Source organism: Bacteroidota bacterium, assembly GCA_017303905.1.
GTDB lineage: Bacteria > Bacteroidota > Bacteroidia > B-17B0 > Aurantibacillaceae > JAHEYG01.
In genome coordinates this window covers 102,258-126,189 of sequence record JAFLBH010000004.1, presented here as the reverse complement: position 1 = coordinate 126,189, position 23,932 = coordinate 102,258, and the positions used below count along the sequence as shown (strand labels likewise).

Below are 23,932 nucleotides of genomic sequence, written 5' to 3'. Positions count from 1 at the left end.
AAACGCCGAAATAACACTTGTAAAGCCGTAAAATGCGTAACTTTGCGCCATGAGTGAGTTTAAGCTGAATACTATTGAAGAGGCCTTGTCTGATCTTAAAAACGGTAAGGTAATTATTGTGGTGGATGATGAAGACCGTGAGAACGAAGGCGATTTTATTACCGCTGCCAAAAATGTAACGCCTGAAGTAATAAATTTCATGGCCACGCACGGACGTGGATTAATTTGTACCGCGGTTACCGAACAACGTGCAGCCGAGCTGGATTTACAGTTGATGGTAAGTAAAAACACAGCTTCTCATGAAACGGCATTTACAGTTTCCATTGATTTACTCGGACATGGTTGCACCACTGGTATTTCGGCGCAAGATCGCGCTAAAACCGTTCAAGCTTTAATTGATCCAACTATTAAGCCAACAGATTTTGGCCGACCAGGACATATATTTCCCTTGATTGCAAAAAATGGCGGTGTGTTACGTCGTACCGGTCATACCGAAGCTACCGTTGATTTGGCCATGCTTGCCGGTTTTGAACCTTGTGGTGCCTTGGTTGAAATTATGAATGAAGACGGAACCATGGCGCGTTTACCTGACTTGGTAAAAATTGCAGCTAAGTTCGATTTGAAAATCATTACCATCAAAGATTTGATTTCATACCGTTTGGCAAAAGAAAGTATTGTAGAGCGACAAGTAGAAGTAGAGATGCCGACCGAGTGGGGAACTTTTAAATTGGTAGATTATAAAGTAAATACTAACGGTCAGGAACACCTGGCATTAGTAAAAGGGGAGTGGAAGGAAAATGAACCGGTATTGGTGCGCGTACACTCTTCTTGCGTTACCGGCGATATTTTTGGAAGTTGCCGTTGCGATTGCGGTCCGCAATTACACGAAGCCATGCGCATGATTGAGAAAGAAGGTAAAGGCGTTATTGTGTATATGAATCAGGAAGGAAGGGGTATTGGTTTATTGAATAAATTAAAAGCGTACAAACTTCAGGAAAACGGACGCGACACCGTGGAAGCTAATTTGGAGTTAGGATTTAAAATGGATGAACGTGATTATGGAATAGGCGCGCAGATATTACGCGATTTAGGTGTGCATAAAATAAAATTAATGACAAACAATCCGAAGAAGAGAGCAGGTTTGATTGGTTATGGATTAGAAATTGTGGAAAATGTATCCATCGTCATCCCACCTAATCCGCATAATGCAAAATACCTTCAAACGAAGAAAGAAAAAATGGGGCACCATTTTTAATTTAGAACTAAGATTTATTTAAGGCGTTCCAGGACGCCTTTTCTTTTGACTATGTTTTTGTAATCCCACTGAATCTCTTTCGATTTTTTAAGCCAGCGTTTTAAATTTTTGCTGTTAATCTCATCGGCTGAAGTGTAGATAATAGAAGCATCTTTAAATTTGCCGCTTTTTCCCGGGATTAATTCTTCTTCTTCAAAACTAACACCACTCCAAAACATCAATTGTATGCCGGCTTTTAATTTGCTGTAACCAACAATGGGATTACCATCCAAAAACCAAACCGGATGCGCGTGCCAAACTTTATTTTCTGCTTCCGGAAGATGCTCCTGAATGATTTCGTACAAGGCATTGCAAATCTCCTTATCGGATTTGGTTTGTTTGCTGTGATAGGCTTTTACATCTTTATTCATAAAATAAAGATACAAATAACAATGATAAATCAACATACACAAGTAAAGGCGGCCATAGTTTATTTTCCCGAATTCAGTGACCGTTTTATTAGAATGCAGCAGAAAATGATTTTAAATGGTATGAGTATGAAAACATTTCAAAGTTACATTCGGAATATAGCCCGATTAAGTTTAGAGTTAAAAAAATTACCGGAGTGTGCAACGGAAGAAGAGATAAATGCCGTATTAACAATTTTAAATAAACAAAACAAACTCGAATCGCGCAGTGGGTATAAGCACATGATTTATGGTTTAAGGTATTATTTAAAAATGTTAAACAGTAAGTATGAATATTTACGACTTCCCAGTATTAAACAAGATAAAAGTTTACCATTGATATTAAGTAAGGCAGAGATACAGCGGTTATTTTTATCCTGTAAGGAAGGCCGACAAAAATTAATGTTGATGTTAATTTATTCAGCCGGATTGCGGGCACAGGAAGCTGCCGGTTTAAAATTGCAGGATATTGATTGGGACCGGAAATTAATACATATAAAAAATGGGAAGGGGGGTAAAGACCGTTATGTTCCTTTGTCGCTATATCTTATAAATGAATTAAAAGAATATTTGTTTAACTATAAACCCGTTTATTATTTATTCAATAACAAAGCGGGCCGCGTAATTGGAACATCAACCTTAAGACATAACATGCATGAAGTGGTAAAAAGAGCAGGGTTGTTAAAAAAGGGAATTTGTTTGCATACATTACGTCACAGTTACGCTACGCATTTACTTGAAGACGGATTAAACATAGTATCGATTAAAGAATTGTTAGGACATGCCAACATTGAAGCTACTTTAGTTTATTTGCATGTTGCCAATTACGAGAGTCCTAAAAAATGTTCGCCATTGGATAATTTGTATGATGAGAAAAATATAAACGAAGAAGAAGCAAAAGAAAAAATAAAATGGATTGTTGATTTTACCTTAAAAAACGGTTTGGATAAACCCAGAAAAGATAATCAACTTCGTTTATTTGAAATAGGCTCAGACACCTAGCCTGTGTTTACACCAAAATCATCAGCGGGTTGTATGGTCCAGACAATGTTTTGGAGCCGGGTATTTAGTTTATTATTTACATAAGTCAAACAGTCTACGCCATTAACCGTATAAGAAGAAATGAAGTAATTACTTATAAATCCCTTTCTTATGCCGGGCTTATACCAAGGGTTTTCTTTATACTTTTTACAACTAATTAGTGCAAGTGAAAAAACAAAAGTGAGCGCACAAATAGTAATATGTTGGAATTTAAAGTTCATCTTAAAGACTCTAACGGGAATAATCAAGAAATAGTATAATTGAAATGACGTTTGACGGTATTAGCAATAACTTTCGGCGAATAAACGTTTTCGGATATTATTACTATAACTCCCGGCGACCTTTTTTATCAAGAGAACGAAGGTTGAGGTGAGCGAAAAGAATTTCTCTGCAAGGTTTAATGTCTTCACACCAACGATGACTCTATATTCTTCATAGATTTAAACCTCTTGGTATTTAGATAATTACATTAAAAACTAAGAATTTAGTTGTATAACTAAAAACTTAGTTATATATTTGTGCTGTCATGGAACTTAAGGAATTAACCAAAGCGGAAGAAGAAGTAATGCAGATACTTTGGAAGAATGGAAAGGGATTTATAAAGGATTTTCTGGAAGAATTTCCTAAACCCAAACCGGCTTACAATACTGTATCAACCATTATTCGCATATTAGAAACTAAAGGATTTGTTGATCACAAATCTTACGGAAAAACATTTGAGTACTTTCCGCTCGTGAGTAAGAAGCAGTATTCTGATTTTATCATGAAATCCATGATGAAAAATTATTTTGGAAACTCATTTAAACAAATGGTTTCTTTTTTTGCGGAAAACAACAAATTGTCTATAAAAGATTTGGATGAATTAATGAAAGAAGTAAAAAGGAGTAAACATGATAAATGATTTTGTGCTTTATAGTCTTAAATCAGTTGTGATTTTCTCGCTTCTGTTCATCCCTTATTTTTTGTTTCGGGGAGATACATTTTTTGTACGCAATCGTTTGTACCTGCTATTAGCTTTGATTCTTTCATTGGTTTTACCTCTGCTCAGTTTTAATATGGATCAGAATGAAAGCCGTCTTAATTTTGTGCTTTCAACAATTTCAATTAACGAAAAAATAGAAGAAGCGCCTGTCAACAGTTCTGAGTTGTTGCCTTGGCTCGTAAAAGTTTTTTTAATAATCAGTGGTCTCTTTTTACTTCGGTTTTTTGTTTCCATTTCCAATATTATCCTAATGATTCTACGTAACCCAAAAGAGAAGCGGGAGAAGGAAACAATAGTATGGATGAAGGGACCGACCGATTTTTCATTTTTCCGATACATCTTTTTATCACGTGATAAGTATCATCCAAGCATTCACCAACATGAGCGCATACATGTACAGCGTTTCCATAGTGTTGATATCATCTTATTCGAGTTGTTTCGCTGTTTTCAATGGTATAACCCATTAGTATGGGTGGCACTATCTGAGATAAGGACACAACACGAATATGAGGCGGATGAATTAACCGTAGGTAAGAATAAAACCGAGTATCAGGCATTGCTTCTCTCTTTAGTTTTGGAGAAAGACCTGGTTCACATGACAAACTCGTTTTATTATTTAACCATTAAAAAAAGATTCACCATGATGAACAAAAAAAGAAGCCCTAAAAGGGCATTAACCAAAACACTCGCAGTACTACCTTTTGTACTGCTATCGGCAGGATTATTCTCTAATATTCACCGGCCTGAGGACAACAATGATCAAACAGTGCTCCATTATTCCACAGGTGCGAAGTCCGATACACTCGCTCCGGAATTTAAAGGCGGCAATGAAGCATTTGTAAAATACCTTAGCAGTAGCATTAAGTATCCTGAGAAAGCAAAAAAGGATAAAAAAGCGGGAATTGTTGTGGTTTCGTTTGTGATTGATAAAAGCGGTAAAGTAAAAAACACCCTTGTGAAAGAAGGTGTAAGTCCTGAGTTGGATAAAGAAGCGCTACGTGTTATCAACTCTATGCCAGCTTGGAAAGCGGGGAGCGTGGGCGGAAAAGCAATAGAAACCGAACTTTGTGTCCCAATCAGTTTTAAACTGGATTAATACATCTTTACAAAAGAAACCGCCTCGGAAAAATCGAGGCGGTTTTATTTTACGATGCAAGTGTTTTTTTCGAGAGCGCTAAAATAATTTCAAAATTTTTTGTGAAGACGGACAAGATGTATTTGTGCATGTATCCGGATTAATAGATAATATTAACGATAATGATGAAGTAACCTATGATCGGGAAAGAGGCAAAAAAGGCTTTAACGCGATAAACGTAACACGAGTGTAAAAAAGCAAAAAAAGCAAACCAAAAGGTTTGCTTTTTTTGATTCAATAAGTTGTGTTTGATACAATGAATTAAATTAGACGTAATCACTCTCTCAAAATCTTCTCCAAGGCTTTGCCTTTTGCCAATTCGTCTATTAATTTATCTAAATAACGAATTTGCTGCATTAATGGCTCTTTAATTTCTTCTACACGGTAACCGCATATAACTCCGGTAATTTTGTTGACGTTTTTATTCAGTTTGGCCTGTGCAAAGAAGGTTTCGAAATCAGTTTTATTATCTAAATGTTCTTTTAGTTTTTTTGCATCATAACCCGTAAGCCAGAATATTATTTCATCTACTTCTGCTTTAGTTCTGCCTTTTTTTTCTGCCTTTGCAATATAGTGGGGGTACACACTCGCAAAAGCCATGGCATATACTTTGTGATTCTGATTCATAATTTATCCTTAATCCTAGTAAAGATATTTATTTTTTCAGAATTCATAGGAGGCATTCGGGACTTAATTTTCTATTTATAACTTACGCTTCCGTTGTTAAGTAAGGCTTTTGCAGATTCAATCCAGTCTTGCTGAACACTTAGTAAATACATAGGTTCAATTCCAATAAACTCATATTTACTTTTATCATAATATTTGGTGGTTGTGCTGTTTATGGTAAAGTCCCCATCCGGAATTTTATGTTCCATCACATCGCCATAACCTATATAGCCACCCGAATTTTGTCCAAGCGTAATAACCTTTTTGCTTTGCATTAAATAATAAATAAACCCTTCGGCTGCGCTGGCTGTTCCCTGATTAAATAATACCGCTATCTTTTTAGGAAATAGTGTCGCACTATCTAGTATCCAGTAATTATTAGTTGATTCATTTTGTGGAATAAAACTATAAGGACTGGATGATTTCATTCGTTGTATAAGTGCACTATCTTTATGATTTTTTTCGTAAATGCTAATGTTTTGCGGTGATACCCACACATCTACAGAATCTGTTTTTAGCGGGTTGGTATAAGCTAAGGGTAAAAGTTTTAAGTAGGAAGCCTCACTTCCTCCACCGTTATCTCTTAAGTCAATAATTAAATTGGCTTTGCTTTTGATGGCCGGTATTATACTATCGTAAAAGTTGTCAAGTTCCTTTGTGTGTTGCGCCGAAAATGACTTTAAACGCAGGTAATTTGTATTGGCATCAATAGCGTAGAAGGAATAAATCTTATCATCTTCTTTAGTGCCGTTAATCTTCTGAAATCCCAATCCGGGTATAAGGCCATTTTCTATCTTTTGAGTTTTGTAGATTTTATCGAAGTTAAAGCCATATATTCCTATGTTATAAGTGATATAGTAATTGTTGTCTCCTAGTGCTTTTAACTCGAGTAGTACATGGCCTTTTTCCGCTAGTTTATTTTGCTTTAAGATTATTCCTAGATAATTTCCGGGTTTATGTTCATCGGCAACAATTCCAAAGAAAGTATTTCTGCCATCACTGTATAATCCTTCAATGTCATTTACATTATTTGCTTGAAGTTTAGAAATAAGTGCGGCCGTATCAATATTTAATTTACGGAATGATTTATAAGTTTCTGAATTTTTAAAATTAACGATTTGTTCAGTACTACCAAGTGGTTTTCTTATGAGATGATAACCAATTGAACTATGGTGGTCCTTTAATAGAGATACATATTTCTCGAGGTATATAATGCAATTGTCTTTAGTTTTATCTCTAATTAATTCCGACTTTATCTTCTTTACATCTGCTAAATAAATTTTATGTAATTGTTTATCGGATTTGATTTTTTGAAAAGCAGGATTGTTCTGCTCAAAGTATTGAATTGTATAATCTAGCTGACTTTCACAAGTACAGTTTTGTGAAAAAAGCGATAAGCCGAAAGCAAGTATAATCAGTGTAATACAATAGCGCGTCATAGGTGTGTTTTTATTCTATAACGTACGAGAGTGATTAAAAGTTACAAGTACAGTAGTAGATTTGTGAAATGAATAACTATTTGACTCTCAACTTAGGGGAGTGCAACTGATTATGTAAAATAGTTATTTACTCACACAGCCATCTTGTTCCCAATGAAAATGTTTCGTAATGGTATTTCACTTTCCCGCTGCTTTCGTTATAGGAACATCCTATTAATCCGAGCGAGCCGCTATTGAGTAAGTTATTTATCAAAGGATTTGATTTTAGAATTCGCTCGGCCTGTTGATACATTTTATCCGACCCAAGCAATACCAGTAACTTTATGTCTTGTTTGCTGCAAAAGTGTTCCGCTAACGTCATATGACTCGATTCAAAATGTTCCCACATAACAGGCACATGCGTCAGTTCTCTTTCTGACTGATCAAAAATAATGTCGGGATGATGTTTAATGTCACAGCTGCTAAATACAAGAATTGAAGGGCTTACCTCTGATTCAAGATTTGTTATTCTCACAAACATATTTCGATTATCCTTTAACCGATTTTGGAATCTTTCATTTCCTTTTTTTATCATTTCAAAGGCCATCCAGGGTGTAAGTCCCATTTGGGTTGCTTGATGCAGTGTTTTCATACTTCAGTTTTTTTAGTTAACAATAACTAGGCTTCGGTTTTTGCCCCTCGTTTTTTAAAAACCACTTTTACAACAAAATAGATGATTAAGGCAGATAATACGCCGGTTAAAAAGTCAGTCAACGGAACCATTACAGCAGTATACACCATCATTGAAAATTCGAATTTACCTTGGTGTTTTATTTCCTTAATCTCTTTTACTTTAATCATGTTACTGGCCACCCAAACTAAGATACCGCCAATACAAGCCATGGGAATTAATTCAAGATATTGCGCTAAATAGAAAGCCATGGTAAGTTTAAGCGCGGCTTTAAAGTATCCGGCTAACGGTGTTTGAGCACCGGCTTTGATGCTTGTTGCAGTTCGTGCTAATGCTCCTGTGCATGGAAATCCTTGTACCAAAGGTGTAATTATCTGCACCATGCCTTGTCCGAAAAATTCTTTATCAGGATTGAACGGTGTTTTTTGATTATTGGCTAGTTTATCTGCCATGGAGGAGCATAAAATGCTTTCTACACCCGATACAAATACAATAGCGCATACAAAATATACGATGTCAAGTATCACTGATCCGTTTAATGCAGGTAAGTAAGGTGCCGTGAACACAAAAAAGTTATTTGGAATAGAACCATAAAGATCCTTTACTAATATTATATTCTTGTCGCTTAATAAAGTGGCTGATAAAATGGTGGCCGTTGCCATGGCAATTACCGGCCCCGGAATAAAAATGGAAACGCGTAGTAAAAGTTTAGTTAATCCGAAGGTTAATACACCTAATAGCACAGACCAAATATTTATTTTATCCAGATTGCCAAGTGCTGTCGTGAAATTGTGTATTAATCCTCCTTTAATGTCTTCGTCTTGTCCTAAAAAATCAGAGAAGGATTCAATTCCTAATATATCTTCAAGATTGGTGAGAGCGATTGCAACCGCGATTCCGATAGTAAAGCCAACTATTATGGAGTTAGGCACTAACTTTGCAAATCGTCCGAAACCAAATAATCCCATTATTATTAAAATAATTCCGGAGATAATGGAAACTAAAATTAAGAAACCATGAGCCTCCGCAAAGTCGCCCCCGTTAGCCGGACCATATTTCGAAATTAAACCTGCAATCACGGGAATGAAAGCGGCTGTTGGTCCGTACACTTGGTATTTCGAACCGCCAAATGTTCTTCCAACTACACAGGCTAAAGCGCCGGCAATGATACCGTGTTCCGGTCTCATACCCATCGCCATAGCAAATCCCATGGCCATAGGAATAGCAGTCATGGCAACAATTAGCCCTGCACTAAAATCGCGATAAACTGTTTTGGCCCAGCTTTGTTTGGTTAAGTCTTCCCATCTCGAATCAAAAAGTGTAAAAAACAGTTTTAGTCTAGCGATTGGTGTGGTTGGAAATTGAGTTTTGTTCATGTTAGTTAAATAAAGAGGTTAATTGTTCTTGTTCATTGGAGTTGGTGTTTAAATTCCAGCTGGCCTTATGCAAATAAATATTAAGCGATTGCAAAAGCGGTATCGGATTAAAAGCGTGTTTGAGTGTTTTTAATTTGTATTCGCTTGGAATATAAACAGCGGTAATGTTGTTTGATTGTAAAATGAAATTGAGTTGTGATGAATTGTTATGATGCAAGAGCTCAATAATAAAATCGGAAGGCTTTAATCCATAACGATTGCGAAGAATTTCGAGCGCTTCTTTAAATTCAGGACTTTGTTTCGACTTAATGATTTTTTGAGGTGAGTAGAATAATAAATCGGTGATAGAATCATTTAAGAATTCAGCATATAATAGAACTATTCTAACCGGTTGATCCTTGTTTTCCTCCAAGGCAATCTTAACCGTGTTTAATGAAGTAACACAAAAGTCTATAGGAATTAATATGTTTTTGGGCATACGGACATTAATTAATGACCGCAAGTTGAAGGTGCCAAATTAGCACGGATTAAAAATTACATTAAAATCAGATTAGAATTCTTAAGATTGTAAGAAGAGGGGCAGTTTTACCTGAACAGTTGTACCCGCATTTAAGGCAGATTGAACAATAAGCTGTCCTTGGTGTAGCTTAATAACATTTCTGGTGAGTGGTAAGCCAATGCCATACCCTTCATACATTTTAGTATTGGAAGCTCTGAAGAAGGGGTCATAAATAAACGCTACTTCCGATTCAGGAATACCAATACCTTGATCTTTAATGGTAACAATAATCTGACTGTCGGAGGAAGCTATGAAAACCGTAACTTGTTTGTTGTTCGAGTATTTACACGCATTATTCAATAAATTGGCAAATGCAAGTTGAAGTAACTGTTTGTTGCCTTTTACTTTTAGTTTTTTAGGGTCTTCAGGTAACAAGCTTAAATCAACAGTAATTTTATTGTCGGGATTTAATTTATCAATAATATTTTTTGTTTCCCAAATCACTTCATCAATCCTGATTCGCTCTAATACAATGGCATTGCCTTTATAACCTGTTTGTGCCAAAAAGAGCAAGGATTTAGTGATATTATCTAATCTCTCAGCCTGAAAGGAAATGTTTTTTAAAGACTGTATATATTCTTCCTGGGTTCTGGGTTTTAAAAGTGCTACATCCGCTTCTCCGATGATAGAGGTTAATGGTGTACCTAATTCATGCGAAGCGTTACTGATGAAATTTTTATGTGTTTCAAAAGCAGTTTCGATGCGGTTTAATAAATCATTAAATGTTAGTATCAGTTCTTTGATTTCGTTATTTGTATTTGTATCATCAAGTCGGAGATGAATATTTTCGGTGCTAATTTGTTTTACATTACCGATGATACGTTTAATGGGCAAAAAGATGTGTCGTGAGAAATAAAACGATAGTGAGATGACCAGAATAATTACAAAGGATATTCCGCCAATGAGAAGGTTTCTTAAAAATATCAAATGATGAGAAACGTAATAATTTTCAGCCGAAACAATGATGAAATAATCTTTATTGTTAATTGAGCGTTTGGAGCCCGCAAAAAAACGATTCCCACTCTTAGAAGTGGCTTTACCTTTCGAATATAAAGCCTCAATAAAGTCGGAAGGAAAATTATAGTCTTGCACTAATGTGGCCGCAGTAACGTTGGTTTTTAGTTCAATCAAATATTCTTTTTCTTTTTCCAGCATTTCGAGGTGTTGCGTTTTTAAAACCTTTACATTTTCTGCATTGGTAGAATCAGATTCCAGGTAATATTGTGTTGCAATACGTACTCTGGTTTCAAGTCGTTTATAAAAATCGACGTAAGAATATTTGTTAACGAAGAAGTATACGGTGATTCCAAAAATGACCACAATGGTTACACAAACCAGCCCAATAATTAATGCAACTTTAGTTTGTGTTTTCATTTTTCTTTTATAACATAACCCATGCCTACTACTGTGTGAATTAGCTTAGGTTCGAATTCAGCATCAATTTTCTTTCTTAGATAATTAATGTATACATCCACAACGTTGGTGCCCAGATTAAAATTAATATCCCAGGCGGTTTCTAATAACTGCATTCGAGACAATACGTTGCCTTTGTTCTTTAAGAGTACTAACAATAAGCGGTATTCAGTAGCAGTAAGAGTTATTTCAATTCCCTTACGTGTAACGATTTTGGTTTTGTCGTTAAGTTCCAGGTCGGCAATTTTATAAACGATATTACTTTCTTTTTCATTGGCTTCATTTTGTGAAGAGCGACGTACTAAAGCATTGATGCGTGCATTTAATTCAATAAACTTGAAAGGCTTAACGAGATAATCGTCGGCACCAATATTTAAGCCAAGAGCAATATTTTCCGATGTTCCGAGTGCTGTTAAAAATAGAATAGGGGATTTTATGTTTTGTTGTCGCAATTTCTGACATACTTCAATGCCGGTGATATCAGGAAGCATGATATCTAGAATATATAAATCAAAACCGGTTTCTGCGCTTTGTTTTAAAGCCGACTCGCCATCAACGGCCACTTTAACAGTGTGTCCCGCTTCGGTTAAACCCTTTTTGATAAAATCAACCACGCCGGCTTCATCTTCCACTAAAAGTATATGTGCTGAAATCTTTGAATTCATGAATCGATTTTGATTTGTTCAACTATACTACTGAAAATTATTCATAATTGAACGTAAAATCTTTTATTTAACAATCCAAACGGGGGTTTCATCTCTTTTAGGTTGTGAAGTAATTTGTTTTCTTTCTCCACTCTGAATATTTAAAATCCAAATATCGTAATTATTAGAATTTCCGGATGTAAAGGCCAGCCATTTACCATCAGGTGACCAAGAGGGTGAATAATCCTCTGCAACATCATTTGTAATGTTTTTAATATTACTTCCATCCAGATCCATTAGAAAGATATCCCAATAACTTTTTTCGCTTTCGCCGTAAAAGGCGATGGTTTTACCATCAGGTGAAATTTGTGGTCCACCATCAAAACCTTCCCTTGTAGTTAATCGCTTTTCACCGGTTCCATCAGTATTTATAATAAAAATTTCTCCGTTTGATTTTGATAGTGAATCAGACGGATCTTTTATATCACGAGTAAAAATTAGTTTTTTTCCATCCGGACTCCAAAAAACAGCATCTTCATAAAACATATTGTTTGTTATACGTTTAATTTGACTACCATCACTATTTGCAATATAAATCTCTCCTTGTTTTTCATCACGGTTAGATTCGAAAACTATTTTTTTTCCGTCCGGAGAAACTGTTGGTAATCTATCTTCTGATTTGTTGTTACTTAAATTTATAGGATTACTTCCGTCTAAATTCATTACATAAAGTTCTTCATTTCCGTCGCGATTAGTTGAGAAGTAAATTTTTTTGTTTTGTCGACTGTATGAAGCCCAATAATCAGTCTTAGAATGATTGCTTAAATTTTTTGCGTTTTGTCCATCAGAATCCATAATGTAAATTTCAAAATTTCCATCACGAGTACTCATGAAAGCAATTTGCCAATCCTTTAAGCTTTTTTGCGAAAATCCTAAAAAAGAAGTCGTCAGAAGAGTAAGTAAGCTTATATAATGTTTTTTCATTCTTTTTTGTTTGTTTTGAGTATTGGATTTTTTAGAAGTTAAAAATTGATGTTTTTAAATTTCAAGTTTTCTTGCTTTAGTGCCTTTTTCAAAACAGGAATAGCGCTTTTACCAATTCCATGTAGTTTTAGAATTTCCTTTTCGCTATATTTAGATAATTGGTTTAATGTTTTTATGCCTTCGTTTTTGAGAGCTCTTTGTGCAGGAGCGGATAAGCCTGACATAAACCCGGCACTGTCTTTTTTTAGTTTTTCACAAACGGGACAAGTGGGACAAGAGCTTGATTTGTAAAATTGATGCCCTTTGTTACATGTTTTTAAAATGCCCTTTGTTTTTTTAGCGGCGTTTTTTTCTGAAATTTCCTTCGCCCTGAACTTAACCATTTTGGTAATTAAGTCGAGAGGCAGTTCTTTATTTAAAGGAAACTGAACAGCGCCTTTAGAATGTTTGTATGGCGTCAATTCTTTTTTTAAATGAACGAGTGGAGAAGTGCTTGGGTAAAAACCAATGTGATTTTTGTAAGCGGCAAAATAAGCAAGCACACCATTTAATTTGTACGCCGGCATATTATAACCAATGTGTTCTATTGCATCCGGTGCTGCTTTTTTTATGCAAGCGCGTAGCTGAATCAACAGCTTCTTTTGAATAGGTTCTTGCAAATTAATGTATTCGTCAACGCTGATATATTTTTTCATGATAGTTTAAATATGAATCCCAATTATACAAACGTCATCTACTTGCTCCAGATTTCCTTTCCATGAATTAAATGCTTCGGATAATATTTCTGCTTGCTGTTTAGTTGGATGATGATAAGAAGATAACATTAATTCCTGCAGTTGTTTGTATTTAAATTTTTTACCGTTAGTTCCTCCAAATTGGTCGGCGTAGCCGTCTGTAATTAGATAAAATATTGTATCGGAGGTTAAGGCTAATTCATGCGTTGCAAACCGTTGAGGATTATCAATCATTCCTATCGGCTGCTTCGTGGCTTTAATTTCATTTAGTTCATTGTTTTGTATATACCAAAGCGGATTATTAGCCCCACTCCAGCTAACTTTTTTATTTTTTTTATCAATACATAATAAGGATATATCCATTCCGTCTTTTACATTGTTTTGACTTTTCTCGAAAGTTTCAATAACGAGTAACCTTGTCTTATCTAGTATTTCTCCCGGTTTTCTTAGGTTAAATTCTTTTACGGCTCTGTTTAAAGCATTTGAACAAACCACAGACACGAGTGCGCCTGGAACGCCATGCCCCGTACAATCTGCCGCGGCTATATAAAAACAGTCCTCAGCAACATCTGCCCAGTAAAAATCACCCGCAACAATGTCTTTTGGTTTGTAAAGTATAAAACTGTTCGGAATATGATGATTAATAAACTCAACAGGAGGAAGAATGGCCTCTTGCAAACGTTTGGCATACGAAATGGAATCGATTATTTCTTTTTGTTTTTCCTCTACCAGATGTTTTTGTTTTTCAATTTCGTTTTTTTGCTCGTTAATCTCTTTGTTTTGATTGGCTAAAAGTAAATTGGCTTTTTTACGTTGAATGTTTCCATAAATAACGTAGCCGGCTAAAACCAATAATAAAGTAATTCCCAGTATGGCAAATAAGAATTTATTTTCAGCATTTTTTCTTTCTAAGGATTCTTTCTCTGCTTTTTCGTTGGCGATTTTTTCTGATGCTTTTCGTTCAGCAATTTCTTTATCCTTTTTAGCTGTTTCATATTTGGTATTCATTTCGGCAATTTGTTGAGTGATATCTGCATTGTATAATGAATCCCAGGTTTTATGATAAAGAACTTCATATTGATAAGCGTTTTTATAATCTCTTAATTCACTGTAAGCATTTGCCATGGATAAATACGAGTCGGAAATCCCCAGCATATTATTAGCTTCTTTACGCATTTTGAGAGCACGTTCGTAATAGTTAACGGCTTCGCGATAATTCTTGGCGTCATAGTAAATTACTCCAATATTATTTAGTAATCCTGCAACACTTACCTTATCACCAATTTTTTCTTTAATTGTTAAGGCTTCTTTATAGTATTTAACAGCATTGGTATTGTCTCTCTGTCGTTTATAATTATTTCCAATACTTAGCAAAGAGGTGCCTTGCCCAGGAATGTCATTTAGTTTTATCGCTATTTTTAAAGCTTCATCCATATAAAATTTTGCCGAATCATATCTTCTCGTTTCGCTATGTAAAACGCCTAAACCATTTAACGTATGCCCATAACGGTATTCATCTCCTATGTTTAAACACATTTCCTTCGCCTTATAATAATATTTAAAGGACTTTAATGTATCACGTAATTCTTGATAAACGGAGGCGAGATTAACGTAAGAGTAGGCAAGCCCTCTTCCGTCTTTTTCTTGTTCTTTTATTTTAATGCCATCCAAAAAACATTTAAGCGCTTCACTTTTTTTTCCAATGTTAGAAAGTGAAGCACCTAAATTATCTAAGCAGCCGGATAATGCTAAGTTTTCTTTTAGTAATTTTAATATCAGTATTGCTTCCTTATAGTCCTCAATTGCTTTTGTTTCATTGCCCAATTGACTTTCGGTTATTGCAATGTTTTGTAAGGCGTTTGCAATATTTAAAGAGTCTTTAATTTCGCGCATTACTTTCAGCGCTTTTTCATAATAATCTAATGATTCTTTTGCCGCACCTTGTCTGTAATACATAATGCCGATATTCATTGTTAATCCGGCTATTTGATCCTTGATGTTGATTTTTTTATATTCTGCGAGTGACTTTTTAAAATACTCTAATGCATTTGGTAAATTTCCTTTAAAATATTCCATCGTTCCATGAAGATTCAGAAGATTAGCTTTCATTTCTGTGTTTTTGTTTTTTTCGGCAAAGAGATAGCCTTTATTCAAAGATTCTTCACACCCTTTCATGTCGCCCTGGTCGCGCTTGACTCTTACAATGGCAGAATAGATGGCAGATACTCCGTCTACATAATTAATGCTTTCACCTAATTTTAATCCTTCTTCAAAATAACTCAAAGATTTATTAGCGTCTTTCTCTTCTTGCAGTACAATTCTACCTTTGTTAAGCAGAATGGTCACTTTTCCTTGAGGGTAGTCAGCACTTAGCTTTTCAGCTTCACTCAGTAATTTTTTAGCCTCTTTAATATCATCTTTATAGATGTTTTTTATGAGTTTGTTTATTACATCAACTCTTTTATTTCCTTTTACTGTTTTTAATTCTAAACGTAAACTGTCGGTTTTGCTTAACTCGGCAGCATAAGTTAATTGATTCAAGAAAATTGCAAGAAGAAAAAATATTTTTTTTGACATGTTATAGGTTTTGTTTAATCGTATTATTTCTTCGGTATGTTCTTTAAAATCTCCAAAACATAGTTCCAGTATTTTTCTGCTGAAGCAATATTGGCTCTTTCATCCGGAGAGTGCGCGCCTTTAATAGTCGGACCAAATGAAATCATGTCCATGCCAGGGTAATTCCTTCCCAATATGCCGCATTCCAATCCGGCGTGACAAGCTGCTACTTTTGGTTTTTGTCCGTTTTGTTTTTCATACAACTTTATCATCATGTCTAATAAAGGTGATTCTACATTGGGTGTCCATCCCGGATATGCACCCGCAAACGTGACTTCACAACCACATAATTCAAAAGCACTTCTTAAAGCATCGGCTAAATCATATTTACTGCTCTCTACGCTTGATCGCGTTAAACAGAGGATTGTTATTTCGCCATCTTTCACTAATACTCTGGCTACATTATTGGAGGTTTCAACTAAGTTAGGAATATCAGCACTCATGCGGTAAACGCCATTATGCGCCGTGTAAATCGATTTTAGCAATGATTTTTGTGCTTCTGCTTCCATTACTTTAGAAGGAAGAGAAGTTTCTACTAATTCAATTGTTAGATTTTTCTCGGTTGTTTTGAATTCGAATTTTAATTCCGACTTGCGTTTTTCAAATTCTTCTTTCCATTTATTCGAATTGTCTGACGGTACTACAACTACAGCTACACTTTCACGGGGAATGGCATTGCGTAAACTACCACCATTAATTTCACTCACACGTACACCGAATTTTTCATAAGCCGAATACAATAATCGGTTCATCATCTTATTGGCATTGCCTAATCCGCGATGAATGTCCATGCCGCTATGTCCGCCGTTTAAACCCTTCACCGTAATGGTAAATGCTTTATTATTACCGGATACACTTTCTTCTTTGTAATTTCTCTTCGCGGTTACATCCAATCCACCGGCACAACCAATGGTTAACTCATCATCTTCTTCCGTATCTAAATTCAATAAAAAATCACCGCTTAATAAACCGCCTTTTAAACCTAAAGCCCCCGTCATGCCGGTTTCTTCGTCAATGGTAAACAAAGCTTCAATGGCTGGATGTTCAATTTCTTTACTCTCTAAAATAGCCATGATAGTAGCCACACCTAATCCGTTATCTGCTCCTAAGGTTGTTCCTTTTGCGCGCACCCATCCGTCTTTCACATACATATCAATTCCCTGAGTGGAAAAGTCAAAATTGGTATCGTTGTTTTTTTGATGCACCATGTCTAAATGACTTTGCATCACAATAGTTTTTCTGTTTTCGTAACCTTTACTGGCGGGCTTTTTTATAATAACGTTTCCTGTATCATCTTTAATAGTTTCTAATCCTAACTTCTTTCCAAAGTTTATCATGAATTCAATCACACGTTCCTCTTTTTTAGAGGGACGAGGTACTTCATTTAAGTCGGCAAATTTATTCCAAAGTGCTTTTGGTTCAAGGTTTCTGATTTCTGAGCTCATGTTATTGTATTAATTTGTTTAAAATGTCTTTTTCAAATGCTTTGCCGTTATATCCTGTAATGGCATCGCTAATCATTTTTTTGTATTTGCTTTGTGCGTAAAAGAATTTAATTGTTTCAGCGGCAGGGGAGGCAAGTCGACCGTTATTACTTAAAGCCGCGTTAATGCAATTATTTAAAAGCGTTGCATCAAAGTAGTTTAACTTTCTTAAAGATGACATGGCGTTGGCGCGTGTAAGAAATTCGTATGAGTTAGAAGTATAATTTACTAAGTCGTTTAAATACTTGTTGTCTTTCTCAGCAGCAATTTCCAGCCATTTTATTTTTACATTTCTTCCGCTGTTGCCTTCAAAGTCTTTTGTTGCATCTAAGTATTTGGCCGTATTTTCGGGAAATTGATAACACAGTTTTTCTAATAAGGAGGCAATCATCATGTAGGAAGAATCAGTGAGTAAACTTTCGTAATCATTTAGTAATTCTTTAGGAATGGTTCGTGTATTCATGGCAATACCTTTTCTCACCAAAACATTTTTATCATGCAGTGCTTGTTTTACTAATTTCATGCCGGCTTCATTTCCTGCATTTAATAATTGCGTTGCAATTTCTGTTTTAATAGCGTGAAATGAATTCTTATCGTAAGCCTCATTTAATACATCCAGTTTCATATCCACAGGAATGTGTTTCATGGCTTGAATGGCATCATATCGGTCTAACATATTTGGAGCTTTCAAAGCCTGTGACTTCAACATTTCCAATGGTTTTGTGAAGTTCACAGTTTTCATAATCTGACTGTTTGGGTCAAATAAAACAAAGTCAATCTCTTTATTGTTTTTGTTTTCAATTTTTACAATTTCAGTTTCTTTTTCAATCCAAACAGTTTTACTGTCTTTACTGCCATCTTTATAGTACACATCAAATACAATTGGCATTTTAAATAAAGTAATGATATCATTAGTTGCGTGTACTTGTTTTACCGTGAACTGAGATATGCGTTTACCATTTTGAAGGTTATCCTCATAGGTTACATTGTAAATTGGTTCTCCTCCTCTGTAAACCCACTCATCCCAAAACCACTCAAGTCCCATGCCTAACTCTTCCTGAAAAGCATTCAATAAATCATCCGAATCTACATTGGCGTATTTGTGATTAAGTAAATAACGCTTTACGGATTTATTAAATGCTTCACGTCCGGTTACGTATTTCAGCATTTCCAGTACTTGTGAGCCTTTTTGATAAATAGTAGTGGATGAGGCACCGCTATGAGAAATGGATTTTTTATCCTGAACGCCAATGCCCGCTAAGTGAGCCTGACGACGCGCCCAATCAAAATGATCTTGTCCGAAACACTCACGCTCGGCAGTTACATTATAATGTGTAGCAAAACTTTCTTGTAACCAGTGACTGTTACTGCTGCGGGCTGTAATAAAATCCCCAAACCATTGATGAGCTAATTCGTGCGCGTTTACGGCAACATAATTTCTGTCATTATATCCGCGTGCATCTACTTCAAAAAAATCACCGAATAAAGTAGCGGTTGTATTTTCCATGGCGCCAAACATAAAATCCTGCACCGGAATTTGTGAATAGGATTCCCATGCATATGGCACACCAATTTCACTCTCTAAAAAATTAAAAATGGTTTCATTGTATTTGTAGGTGTAATCATAACGGTCTTTCCATTCCGGATAATACCACTGACGTAAAGGAACACCGCTTTTCGATTTGGTTTCTTTTATTTCATATTTACCAATACCTAACATAACTAAATAGCTGGCATGCGGATGACTCATTTTGTAATTCCAGGTTTTTGTTCCGTCTTTGTTTTCCTTTTCTGCCACCTTCACACCATTCGCTAAAACTTTATAATCCTTATTGAATTTTACATATACTTCAGTAATTAGTTTGTCATTTGGCGTGTCATAGCAAGGAAACCAGTGACGGTTATCAATGCCTTGTCCTTGTGTCCAAATTTGTTTGCGACTTATGTTTTGAGGGTCATTCCAGCCAATGAAATAAATTCCCTTTCGAGGATAGGCTTCATACGTTATCACTAAACTGTCTTTTTCTCCCCAATGTAATGTAGAGGAAGGAAAGAAAGATATTCCATCTGAATTGTTTTTGAATTTAATCTCCTTGCCATTTAGTTTGGCCTCCTTAATACTAATTCCGGGCCCATCTAAAAAGAAAGAGTCTACATTCTGACGCAAAGGCGTAAAGAAATGGGTTATTTTCCCTTTCACTAAACCTTTTTCAGGTTCAAACTCCACCCATAAACGCATGCGTTCGAAATCGAGAACATGTTCACGCATTGGAGCGCCCTCGTCGTATTGATAGGAATAGGTTTTGATTTGCGATTTTAAAATCGAAGTCAATGACAAAAAGAAAAGGGATGCAAAAAGGGATGATTTTTTCATTTTTTAATCGTATTTACAGGAAGCACAATTTCTTAAAAAAATACTTAAAAGCATCGCTTTAGCATAAATATTTAATAAAATATTGGTAATTCTTTTCGTTATATGGTTCGCTTAAAATGTGTATTTTTAGTGGTATTGTATAAACCCCTCAATAGATATTTATTATTTTGCTTTTTCGTAGTTTTTGCTGCCGTATACAAAGCTCAGTTTGCTAGGTTTAACCGTATTACTGTAGATGATGGATTAACGCAGAATTCGATAATATCCATGATACAGGACAAGAAAGGGTTTATTTGGCTGGGAACCTATAACGGCTTAAATAAATACGATGGCGTAAAAATTACCAATTACAACGCTAACATTGATGACAGTACCGCCATTTTTAATGGAGCCATCCGGTGTTTATATGAGGATGATGATGATAATTTATGGGGAGGTACTGCAGGCGGCATATTTAAAATGAATTTGCGTAATGGTAAAATCACAAATTTTAAGTACGATACTTTAAATAAAAACTGTTTAAGCAATGAGATAGTAAATACAATTGCGGAGTTCGAGCCGGGTAAACTTTACATTGGTACAAATGATGGATTAAATATCTTGGATAAAAAATCCGGAAAGTTTACTGTTTTCAGAAAGATGGGACAAAACAGTATCCCATTTCTGAGTGATCGCATTAAGCACATGGTGAAGGATACGCGGGGACATATTTGGTTCTCGCATTTAAATGCAGGTATAACAGAATTCGACCCTGTTACCGGAAAATGCAAGTATTACTCATCCAATGAAGGACACAATAAAATTAATTCTAATTCGGTGCGTGCTTTGTATCTGGATAAAAAAGGATACTTATGGATTAGTTGTTGGAATGCAGGTGCCAATGTGATAGACACCAAAACCGGGAAAATTTATAGCAGTCAAGATTCGGCACATCCTATAAAAATGTTAAAGCATGCTGCACTCATATCGGCATTCCATGAAGACGAGAAAGGAAATATATGGTGGGCAACCGCTGAGCGCGGTTTAGTGCGAATTAGCAGTGATTATAATATTATTACCTTTTTTGAGAATAATAAGGACGATAGCGAAACTATAAGTGATAATACTATATTCACCATTATGCAAGATAGAAGTGGACTGCTTTGGGCAGGAACTTGGCAAGGTGGAGTAAACACCTTGAATTTAAGAACACTCCATTTCGGTTATTTTAAGCATGAAAGCGCAAAATCAAATAGTTTATCCGAAAATTCAGTACAGTGTTTTGGTAAAAAATCTGAAACGGAAGTTTATGTTGGTCATAGCGGAGGGGTTGATATTTTTAACTTGGAGAAAAAGACTTTCAGTAAATTTCCAATCGATGAAAGTAATCCTAATTCATTAAGAAAAAATTCAATAGTACTGGAAGTTTATACCGACCCAAAAGACAGCAGCGTTTGGTTTTCTACTTCCGGCGGATATCCGTATCGTTATTTTCCAAAGAATAAAAAATATGCAAATTACATAAATAGCGGCGACACAAATTCATTTGGACATCATACCAGCTATACCATTATCAGAGACAATCAGGGTAAACTTTGGATTGCGTCTTCTTTGCAGGGATTGTACCTCTATAATGATTTGAAAGATAATTTTACTTCTATAAAAAGTTTGAAAGGCGATGAAAATACAATTTCTAGCAATTCCTTGACTAAAATACTTCCGGATGGTACCGGAAAATTCTGGGTTGTAACCATTGATGCGGGTGTTAATTTGTTTGATCCTGTAACACGAAAAAACAAACAGTATATACGCGACGCTGATGGAAAAATATTTTTTAAAGATGGTGGTGTATCAGGTTCCTATGTTGATCGTGACGGTAATTTGTGGTTGGGAACAACAATTGGTTTAGTTGTATTCGAGAAAGGTCAAACTAAGGCAAAAAGTTTCGATACGCTCAATCCAATTTTTAAATCAGTTATTTATTCAATTACACAGGATCTGTCAGGAAAAATTTGGTTTGCATCCGACAAAGGATTGGTTTGCTTTAATCAAAAGAATTTAAAGTTTGACATCTTTCAAAATGCGGATGGACTGCAAGGAAAAGAGTTTTCGTTGAATGCCGCTTTAACGTTGCAAAATGGCAAATTATTGTTTGGTGGTAACAATGGTATAAATGTGTTTGATCCAAACGATTTGGAGAGAAATACAACTGAACCTAAATTGGTTTTTACCGACTTTACTGTTCTTAATAAATCAGTAAAGCTACCGTATGATGTTGCCTATACCAATGAAATTGATTTAACCTATCGCGATTATTTCTTTTCCTTTGACTTTGCAGCACTGGATTACACAAATAGCTCGGAAAACATCTATGAGTACAAGCTTGAAGGTTTTAATGAAGCCTGGGTAAATATTGGTAACGAACATCGCGTCACATTCACCAATTTGGATGCCGGTACTTATACTTTGATGGTTAGAGCCTGCAACAATGATGGTGTATGGTGTAAAGAACCCGCTTCTGTAACTATTACAATTTCTCCGCCTTTCTGGAAAACAAAATGGTTCTATGGCTTATGTTTGTTGTTAATTGTTGCAATTATCTACGCTTATATTAAATGGCGAGAACAAAAGCTCTTAAAAGAAAAGGCGATACTCGAAAGTAAAGTGGAGGAGCGTACACTCGAGTTAAAGGAGGAAAAACAAAAAGTGGAAGAGGCTCATAAGGAGATTAAAGACAGTATTAATTACGCGAAACGAATTCAGGAAGCAATACTGCCGTTAAAAGAAAGTATCGATAAATACTTAAATGATTACTTTATTTTATACCGACCGAAAGATATTGTCGCGGGAGATTTTTATTGGTTCCATGCACTGCCAAATGAAAATGCAGTATTGATTGCGGCGGTAGATTGTACCGGACATGGTGTGCCGGGTGCTTTTATGAGTATGATTGGTAACGAACAATTATCTAAAATCATTAATGAGAAAAATATCACGCAGCCCGATTTAATACTAAACGAATTGCATAAAGGAATTCGCGCGGCACTTAAACAAGATCAATCGGTAGGTGAAACACGTGACGGAATGGATATCGCTTTATGTAAAATTTATTTAAAAGAATCTTATTTGGAATACGCCGGTGCTATGCGTCCGTTATGGTTGGTTCGAAACGGAGAGTTAATAGAATTAAAGGCCGATAAACAACCGATTGGCGGTATCGATGCAGATTATAGAAAACCATTTACGAATAACAGAATGGATATAAGTAAAGGCGATTCACTTTATATGTTTACCGATGGATATGCCGATCAGTTTGGCGGTGAGAAAGGGAAAAAATTCATGGTTAAGAATTTTGAAAAATTACTTATCGAAATAAATAATCAATCGATGACACAGCAACTTCATTTGTTGGATGACAGAATGAAAGACTGGAGAGGAACACATGAACAGGTAGATGATGTATTAGTTATCGGCATACGAATTTAAATCATGAACTTATTTGTAATTGGCGACGTACACGGTTGTTATCATACTTTCAGGGCTATGCTGGAGTTTTGGGAGCCTGAAAAGGAAATGCTGATTCAGTTGGGAGATTTAATTGACCGTGGAAATTTTACGCCGCAGTTGGTGAAATATTGCCGAGACTTAGAGCAAAAACATCAGGCAGTTTTTTTAAAAGGTAATCATGAATGGTTGGCACTTCAGTATTTTAATAAGGATAAAGAGGAAAAATGGTACGATAAATATGGGAAGAAAGTGCTTTGGCAATATGTTTTGGCTGAGAGGAGTTTCGAAGAGGATGCCAAATGGTTTAAAAGCATGAAAACCTATTGGCAAAACGAACATGTGCTTATTAGTCACGCCGGCATTAGTGAATCACCTTTTGCATTTGAGGAAAGTCATTATAGCGGATTGTTGTGGCAACGATTAGGAATTAAAAACATTGGAAAGGTGCAGATATATGGTCATACACCGGTGAAAGGGAATAAAATAACTTTTGATCATTCAACAAATTCTTACAATATAGATACCGGGGCATATCTCGGAAAATCGCTTACCGGCCTCAAATTGAAAGAGAATGGCGAATTAATTGATACCTTTACCATCCGAACAATAGAAAAAGATATAGACTAAT

19 protein-coding genes and 1 pseudogene are annotated in these 23,932 nt (G+C 35.6%); 7 read left to right on the top strand and 13 right to left on the bottom strand.

Features of this window, described 5'->3' with window-relative positions; all coding sequences use genetic code 11:
* Nucleotides 1-49: 49 nt before the first annotated feature.
* The gene (locus J0L69_13845) at nucleotides 50-1,255 is read left to right on the top strand and encodes a bifunctional 3,4-dihydroxy-2-butanone-4-phosphate synthase/GTP cyclohydrolase II (protein ID MBN8694272.1); all 1,206 of its coding nucleotides are present in this window, start codon (nucleotides 50-52) and stop codon (nucleotides 1,253-1,255) included.
* Nucleotides 1,256-1,269: 14 nt separating this feature from the next.
* Here the strand turns inward: J0L69_13845 and J0L69_13840 are convergent, their stop codons facing one another.
* Complete coding sequence (locus J0L69_13840; GenBank protein ID MBN8694271.1) at nucleotides 1,270-1,665, bottom strand: DUF1801 domain-containing protein; 396 nt, start codon at nucleotides 1,663-1,665, stop codon at nucleotides 1,270-1,272.
* Nucleotides 1,666-1,686: 21 nt separating this feature from the next.
* On the opposite strand from J0L69_13840, the gene J0L69_13835 reads away from it, so the two are divergent.
* From J0L69_13835 to J0L69_13820, 4 genes are all read left to right on the top strand, one after another.
* Nucleotides 1,687-2,703 (top strand): tyrosine-type recombinase/integrase, encoded by a 1,017-nt coding sequence (locus J0L69_13835; protein ID MBN8694270.1) that lies wholly within the window; start codon nucleotides 1,687-1,689, stop codon nucleotides 2,701-2,703.
* A 565-nt stretch (nucleotides 2,704-3,268) separates the two neighbouring features.
* Nucleotides 3,269-3,643 (top strand): BlaI/MecI/CopY family transcriptional regulator, encoded by a 375-nt coding sequence (locus J0L69_13830; GenBank protein MBN8694269.1) that lies wholly within the window; start codon nucleotides 3,269-3,271, stop codon nucleotides 3,641-3,643.
* A 331-nt stretch (nucleotides 3,644-3,974) separates the two neighbouring features.
* Entirely contained in the window at nucleotides 3,975-4,820 is an 846-nt protein-coding gene (locus J0L69_13825; protein ID MBN8694268.1) for a TonB family protein, read from the top strand.
* Nucleotides 4,821-4,914: 94 nt separating this feature from the next.
* Nucleotides 4,915-5,052: a cold shock domain-containing protein gene (locus J0L69_13820; protein ID MBN8694267.1), complete on the top strand. Its 138-nt coding sequence runs from the start codon at nucleotides 4,915-4,917 to the stop codon at nucleotides 5,050-5,052.
* A gap of 83 nt (nucleotides 5,053-5,135) precedes the next feature.
* On the opposite strand, the gene J0L69_13815 is transcribed toward J0L69_13820, so the two are convergent.
* The 12 genes and pseudogenes from J0L69_13815 to J0L69_13760 all read right to left on the bottom strand — a co-directional run bounded on the left by J0L69_13815 (nucleotide 5,136) and on the right by J0L69_13760 (nucleotide 19,818).
* Complete coding sequence (locus J0L69_13815; GenBank protein MBN8694266.1) at nucleotides 5,136-5,486, bottom strand: DUF2200 domain-containing protein; 351 nt, start codon at nucleotides 5,484-5,486, stop codon at nucleotides 5,136-5,138.
* A gap of 71 nt (nucleotides 5,487-5,557) precedes the next feature.
* Nucleotides 5,558-6,964, bottom strand: a complete 1,407-nt coding sequence (locus tag J0L69_13810; protein MBN8694265.1) for a hypothetical protein — start codon at nucleotides 6,962-6,964, stop codon at nucleotides 5,558-5,560.
* A gap of 127 nt (nucleotides 6,965-7,091) precedes the next feature.
* On the bottom strand, nucleotides 7,092-7,595 hold the full coding sequence (locus J0L69_13805; protein MBN8694264.1) for a hypothetical protein: 504 nt from the start codon (nucleotides 7,593-7,595) through the stop codon (nucleotides 7,092-7,094).
* Between the two features lie 26 nt (nucleotides 7,596-7,621).
* A complete protein-coding gene (locus tag J0L69_13800) occupies nucleotides 7,622-9,010 on the bottom strand; it encodes a SulP family inorganic anion transporter (GenBank protein MBN8694263.1) in 1,389 nt (462 codons plus the stop codon).
* Between the two features lies 1 nt (nucleotide 9,011).
* Nucleotides 9,012-9,488 (bottom strand): hypothetical protein, encoded by a 477-nt coding sequence (locus J0L69_13795; GenBank protein ID MBN8694262.1) that lies wholly within the window; start codon nucleotides 9,486-9,488, stop codon nucleotides 9,012-9,014.
* A gap of 81 nt (nucleotides 9,489-9,569) precedes the next feature.
* Nucleotides 9,570-10,943, bottom strand: coding sequence for a two-component sensor histidine kinase (locus tag J0L69_13790; protein MBN8694261.1), 1,374 nt, complete (start codon nucleotides 10,941-10,943; stop codon nucleotides 9,570-9,572).
* Nucleotides 10,940-11,647, bottom strand: coding sequence for a response regulator transcription factor (locus J0L69_13785; protein ID MBN8694260.1), 708 nt, complete (start codon nucleotides 11,645-11,647; stop codon nucleotides 10,940-10,942). The genes J0L69_13790 and J0L69_13785 overlap by 4 nt, the downstream gene beginning before the upstream one ends.
* A gap of 63 nt (nucleotides 11,648-11,710) precedes the next feature.
* Nucleotides 11,711-12,610, bottom strand: a complete 900-nt coding sequence (locus J0L69_13780) for a PD40 domain-containing protein (GenBank protein ID MBN8694259.1) — start codon at nucleotides 12,608-12,610, stop codon at nucleotides 11,711-11,713.
* A 350-nt stretch (nucleotides 12,611-12,960) separates the two neighbouring features.
* Nucleotides 12,961-13,305 (bottom strand): annotated as a pseudogene (locus J0L69_13775) (DUF1801 domain-containing protein).
* A 6-nt stretch (nucleotides 13,306-13,311) separates the two neighbouring features.
* Nucleotides 13,312-15,921, bottom strand: coding sequence for a tetratricopeptide repeat protein (locus J0L69_13770; protein MBN8694258.1), 2,610 nt, complete (start codon nucleotides 15,919-15,921; stop codon nucleotides 13,312-13,314).
* 23 nt (nucleotides 15,922-15,944) lie between these two features.
* Nucleotides 15,945-17,405: an aminoacyl-histidine dipeptidase gene (locus J0L69_13765; GenBank protein ID MBN8694257.1), complete on the bottom strand. Its 1,461-nt coding sequence runs from the start codon at nucleotides 17,403-17,405 to the stop codon at nucleotides 15,945-15,947.
* 1 nt (nucleotide 17,406) lies between these two features.
* Entirely contained in the window at nucleotides 17,407-19,818 is a 2,412-nt protein-coding gene (locus J0L69_13760; GenBank protein MBN8694256.1) for a M1 family metallopeptidase, read from the bottom strand.
* Nucleotides 19,819-20,085: 267 nt separating this feature from the next.
* Between J0L69_13760 and J0L69_13755 the strand changes: the two genes are divergently transcribed.
* Both J0L69_13755 and J0L69_13750 read left to right on the top strand, forming a co-directional pair.
* Entirely contained in the window at nucleotides 20,086-23,283 is a 3,198-nt protein-coding gene (locus J0L69_13755) for a SpoIIE family protein phosphatase (protein ID MBN8694255.1), read from the top strand.
* Between the two features lie 3 nt (nucleotides 23,284-23,286).
* Complete coding sequence (locus J0L69_13750; protein ID MBN8694254.1) at nucleotides 23,287-23,931, top strand: serine/threonine protein phosphatase; 645 nt, start codon at nucleotides 23,287-23,289, stop codon at nucleotides 23,929-23,931.
* The last annotated feature ends 1 nt before the right edge of the window (nucleotide 23,932 follow it).

What these genes read in the sequence shown, in the direction of transcription:
- J0L69_13845 (MBN8694272.1), top strand. Translation starts at nt 50, where the DNA reads ATGAGTGAGTTTAAGCTGAATACTATTGAAGAGGCCTTGTCTGATCTT.
- J0L69_13840 (MBN8694271.1), bottom strand. Translation starts at nt 1,665, where the DNA reads ATGAATAAAGATGTAAAAGCCTATCACAGCAAACAAACCAAATCCGAT.
- J0L69_13835 (MBN8694270.1), top strand. Translation starts at nt 1,687, where the DNA reads ATGATAAATCAACATACACAAGTAAAGGCGGCCATAGTTTATTTTCCC.
- J0L69_13830 (MBN8694269.1), top strand. Translation starts at nt 3,269, where the DNA reads ATGGAACTTAAGGAATTAACCAAAGCGGAAGAAGAAGTAATGCAGATA.
- J0L69_13825 (MBN8694268.1), top strand. Translation starts at nt 3,975, where the DNA reads ATGATTCTACGTAACCCAAAAGAGAAGCGGGAGAAGGAAACAATAGTA.
- J0L69_13815 (MBN8694266.1), bottom strand. Translation starts at nt 5,486, where the DNA reads ATGAATCAGAATCACAAAGTATATGCCATGGCTTTTGCGAGTGTGTAC.
- J0L69_13810 (MBN8694265.1), bottom strand. Translation starts at nt 6,964, where the DNA reads ATGACGCGCTATTGTATTACACTGATTATACTTGCTTTCGGCTTATCG.
- J0L69_13805 (MBN8694264.1), bottom strand. Translation starts at nt 7,595, where the DNA reads ATGAAAACACTGCATCAAGCAACCCAAATGGGACTTACACCCTGGATG.
- J0L69_13800 (MBN8694263.1), bottom strand. Translation starts at nt 9,010, where the DNA reads ATGAACAAAACTCAATTTCCAACCACACCAATCGCTAGACTAAAACTG.
- J0L69_13795 (MBN8694262.1), bottom strand. Translation starts at nt 9,488, where the DNA reads ATGCCCAAAAACATATTAATTCCTATAGACTTTTGTGTTACTTCATTA.
- J0L69_13790 (MBN8694261.1), bottom strand. Translation starts at nt 10,943, where the DNA reads ATGAAAACACAAACTAAAGTTGCATTAATTATTGGGCTGGTTTGTGTA.
- J0L69_13785 (MBN8694260.1), bottom strand. Translation starts at nt 11,647, where the DNA reads ATGAATTCAAAGATTTCAGCACATATACTTTTAGTGGAAGATGAAGCC.
- J0L69_13780 (MBN8694259.1), bottom strand. Translation starts at nt 12,610, where the DNA reads ATGAAAAAACATTATATAAGCTTACTTACTCTTCTGACGACTTCTTTT.
- J0L69_13770 (MBN8694258.1), bottom strand. Translation starts at nt 15,921, where the DNA reads ATGTCAAAAAAAATATTTTTTCTTCTTGCAATTTTCTTGAATCAATTA.
- J0L69_13765 (MBN8694257.1), bottom strand. Translation starts at nt 17,405, where the DNA reads ATGAGCTCAGAAATCAGAAACCTTGAACCAAAAGCACTTTGGAATAAA.
- J0L69_13760 (MBN8694256.1), bottom strand. Translation starts at nt 19,818, where the DNA reads ATGAAAAAATCATCCCTTTTTGCATCCCTTTTCTTTTTGTCATTGACT.
- J0L69_13755 (MBN8694255.1), top strand. Translation starts at nt 20,086, where the DNA reads ATGATACAGGACAAGAAAGGGTTTATTTGGCTGGGAACCTATAACGGC.
- J0L69_13750 (MBN8694254.1), top strand. Translation starts at nt 23,287, where the DNA reads ATGAACTTATTTGTAATTGGCGACGTACACGGTTGTTATCATACTTTC.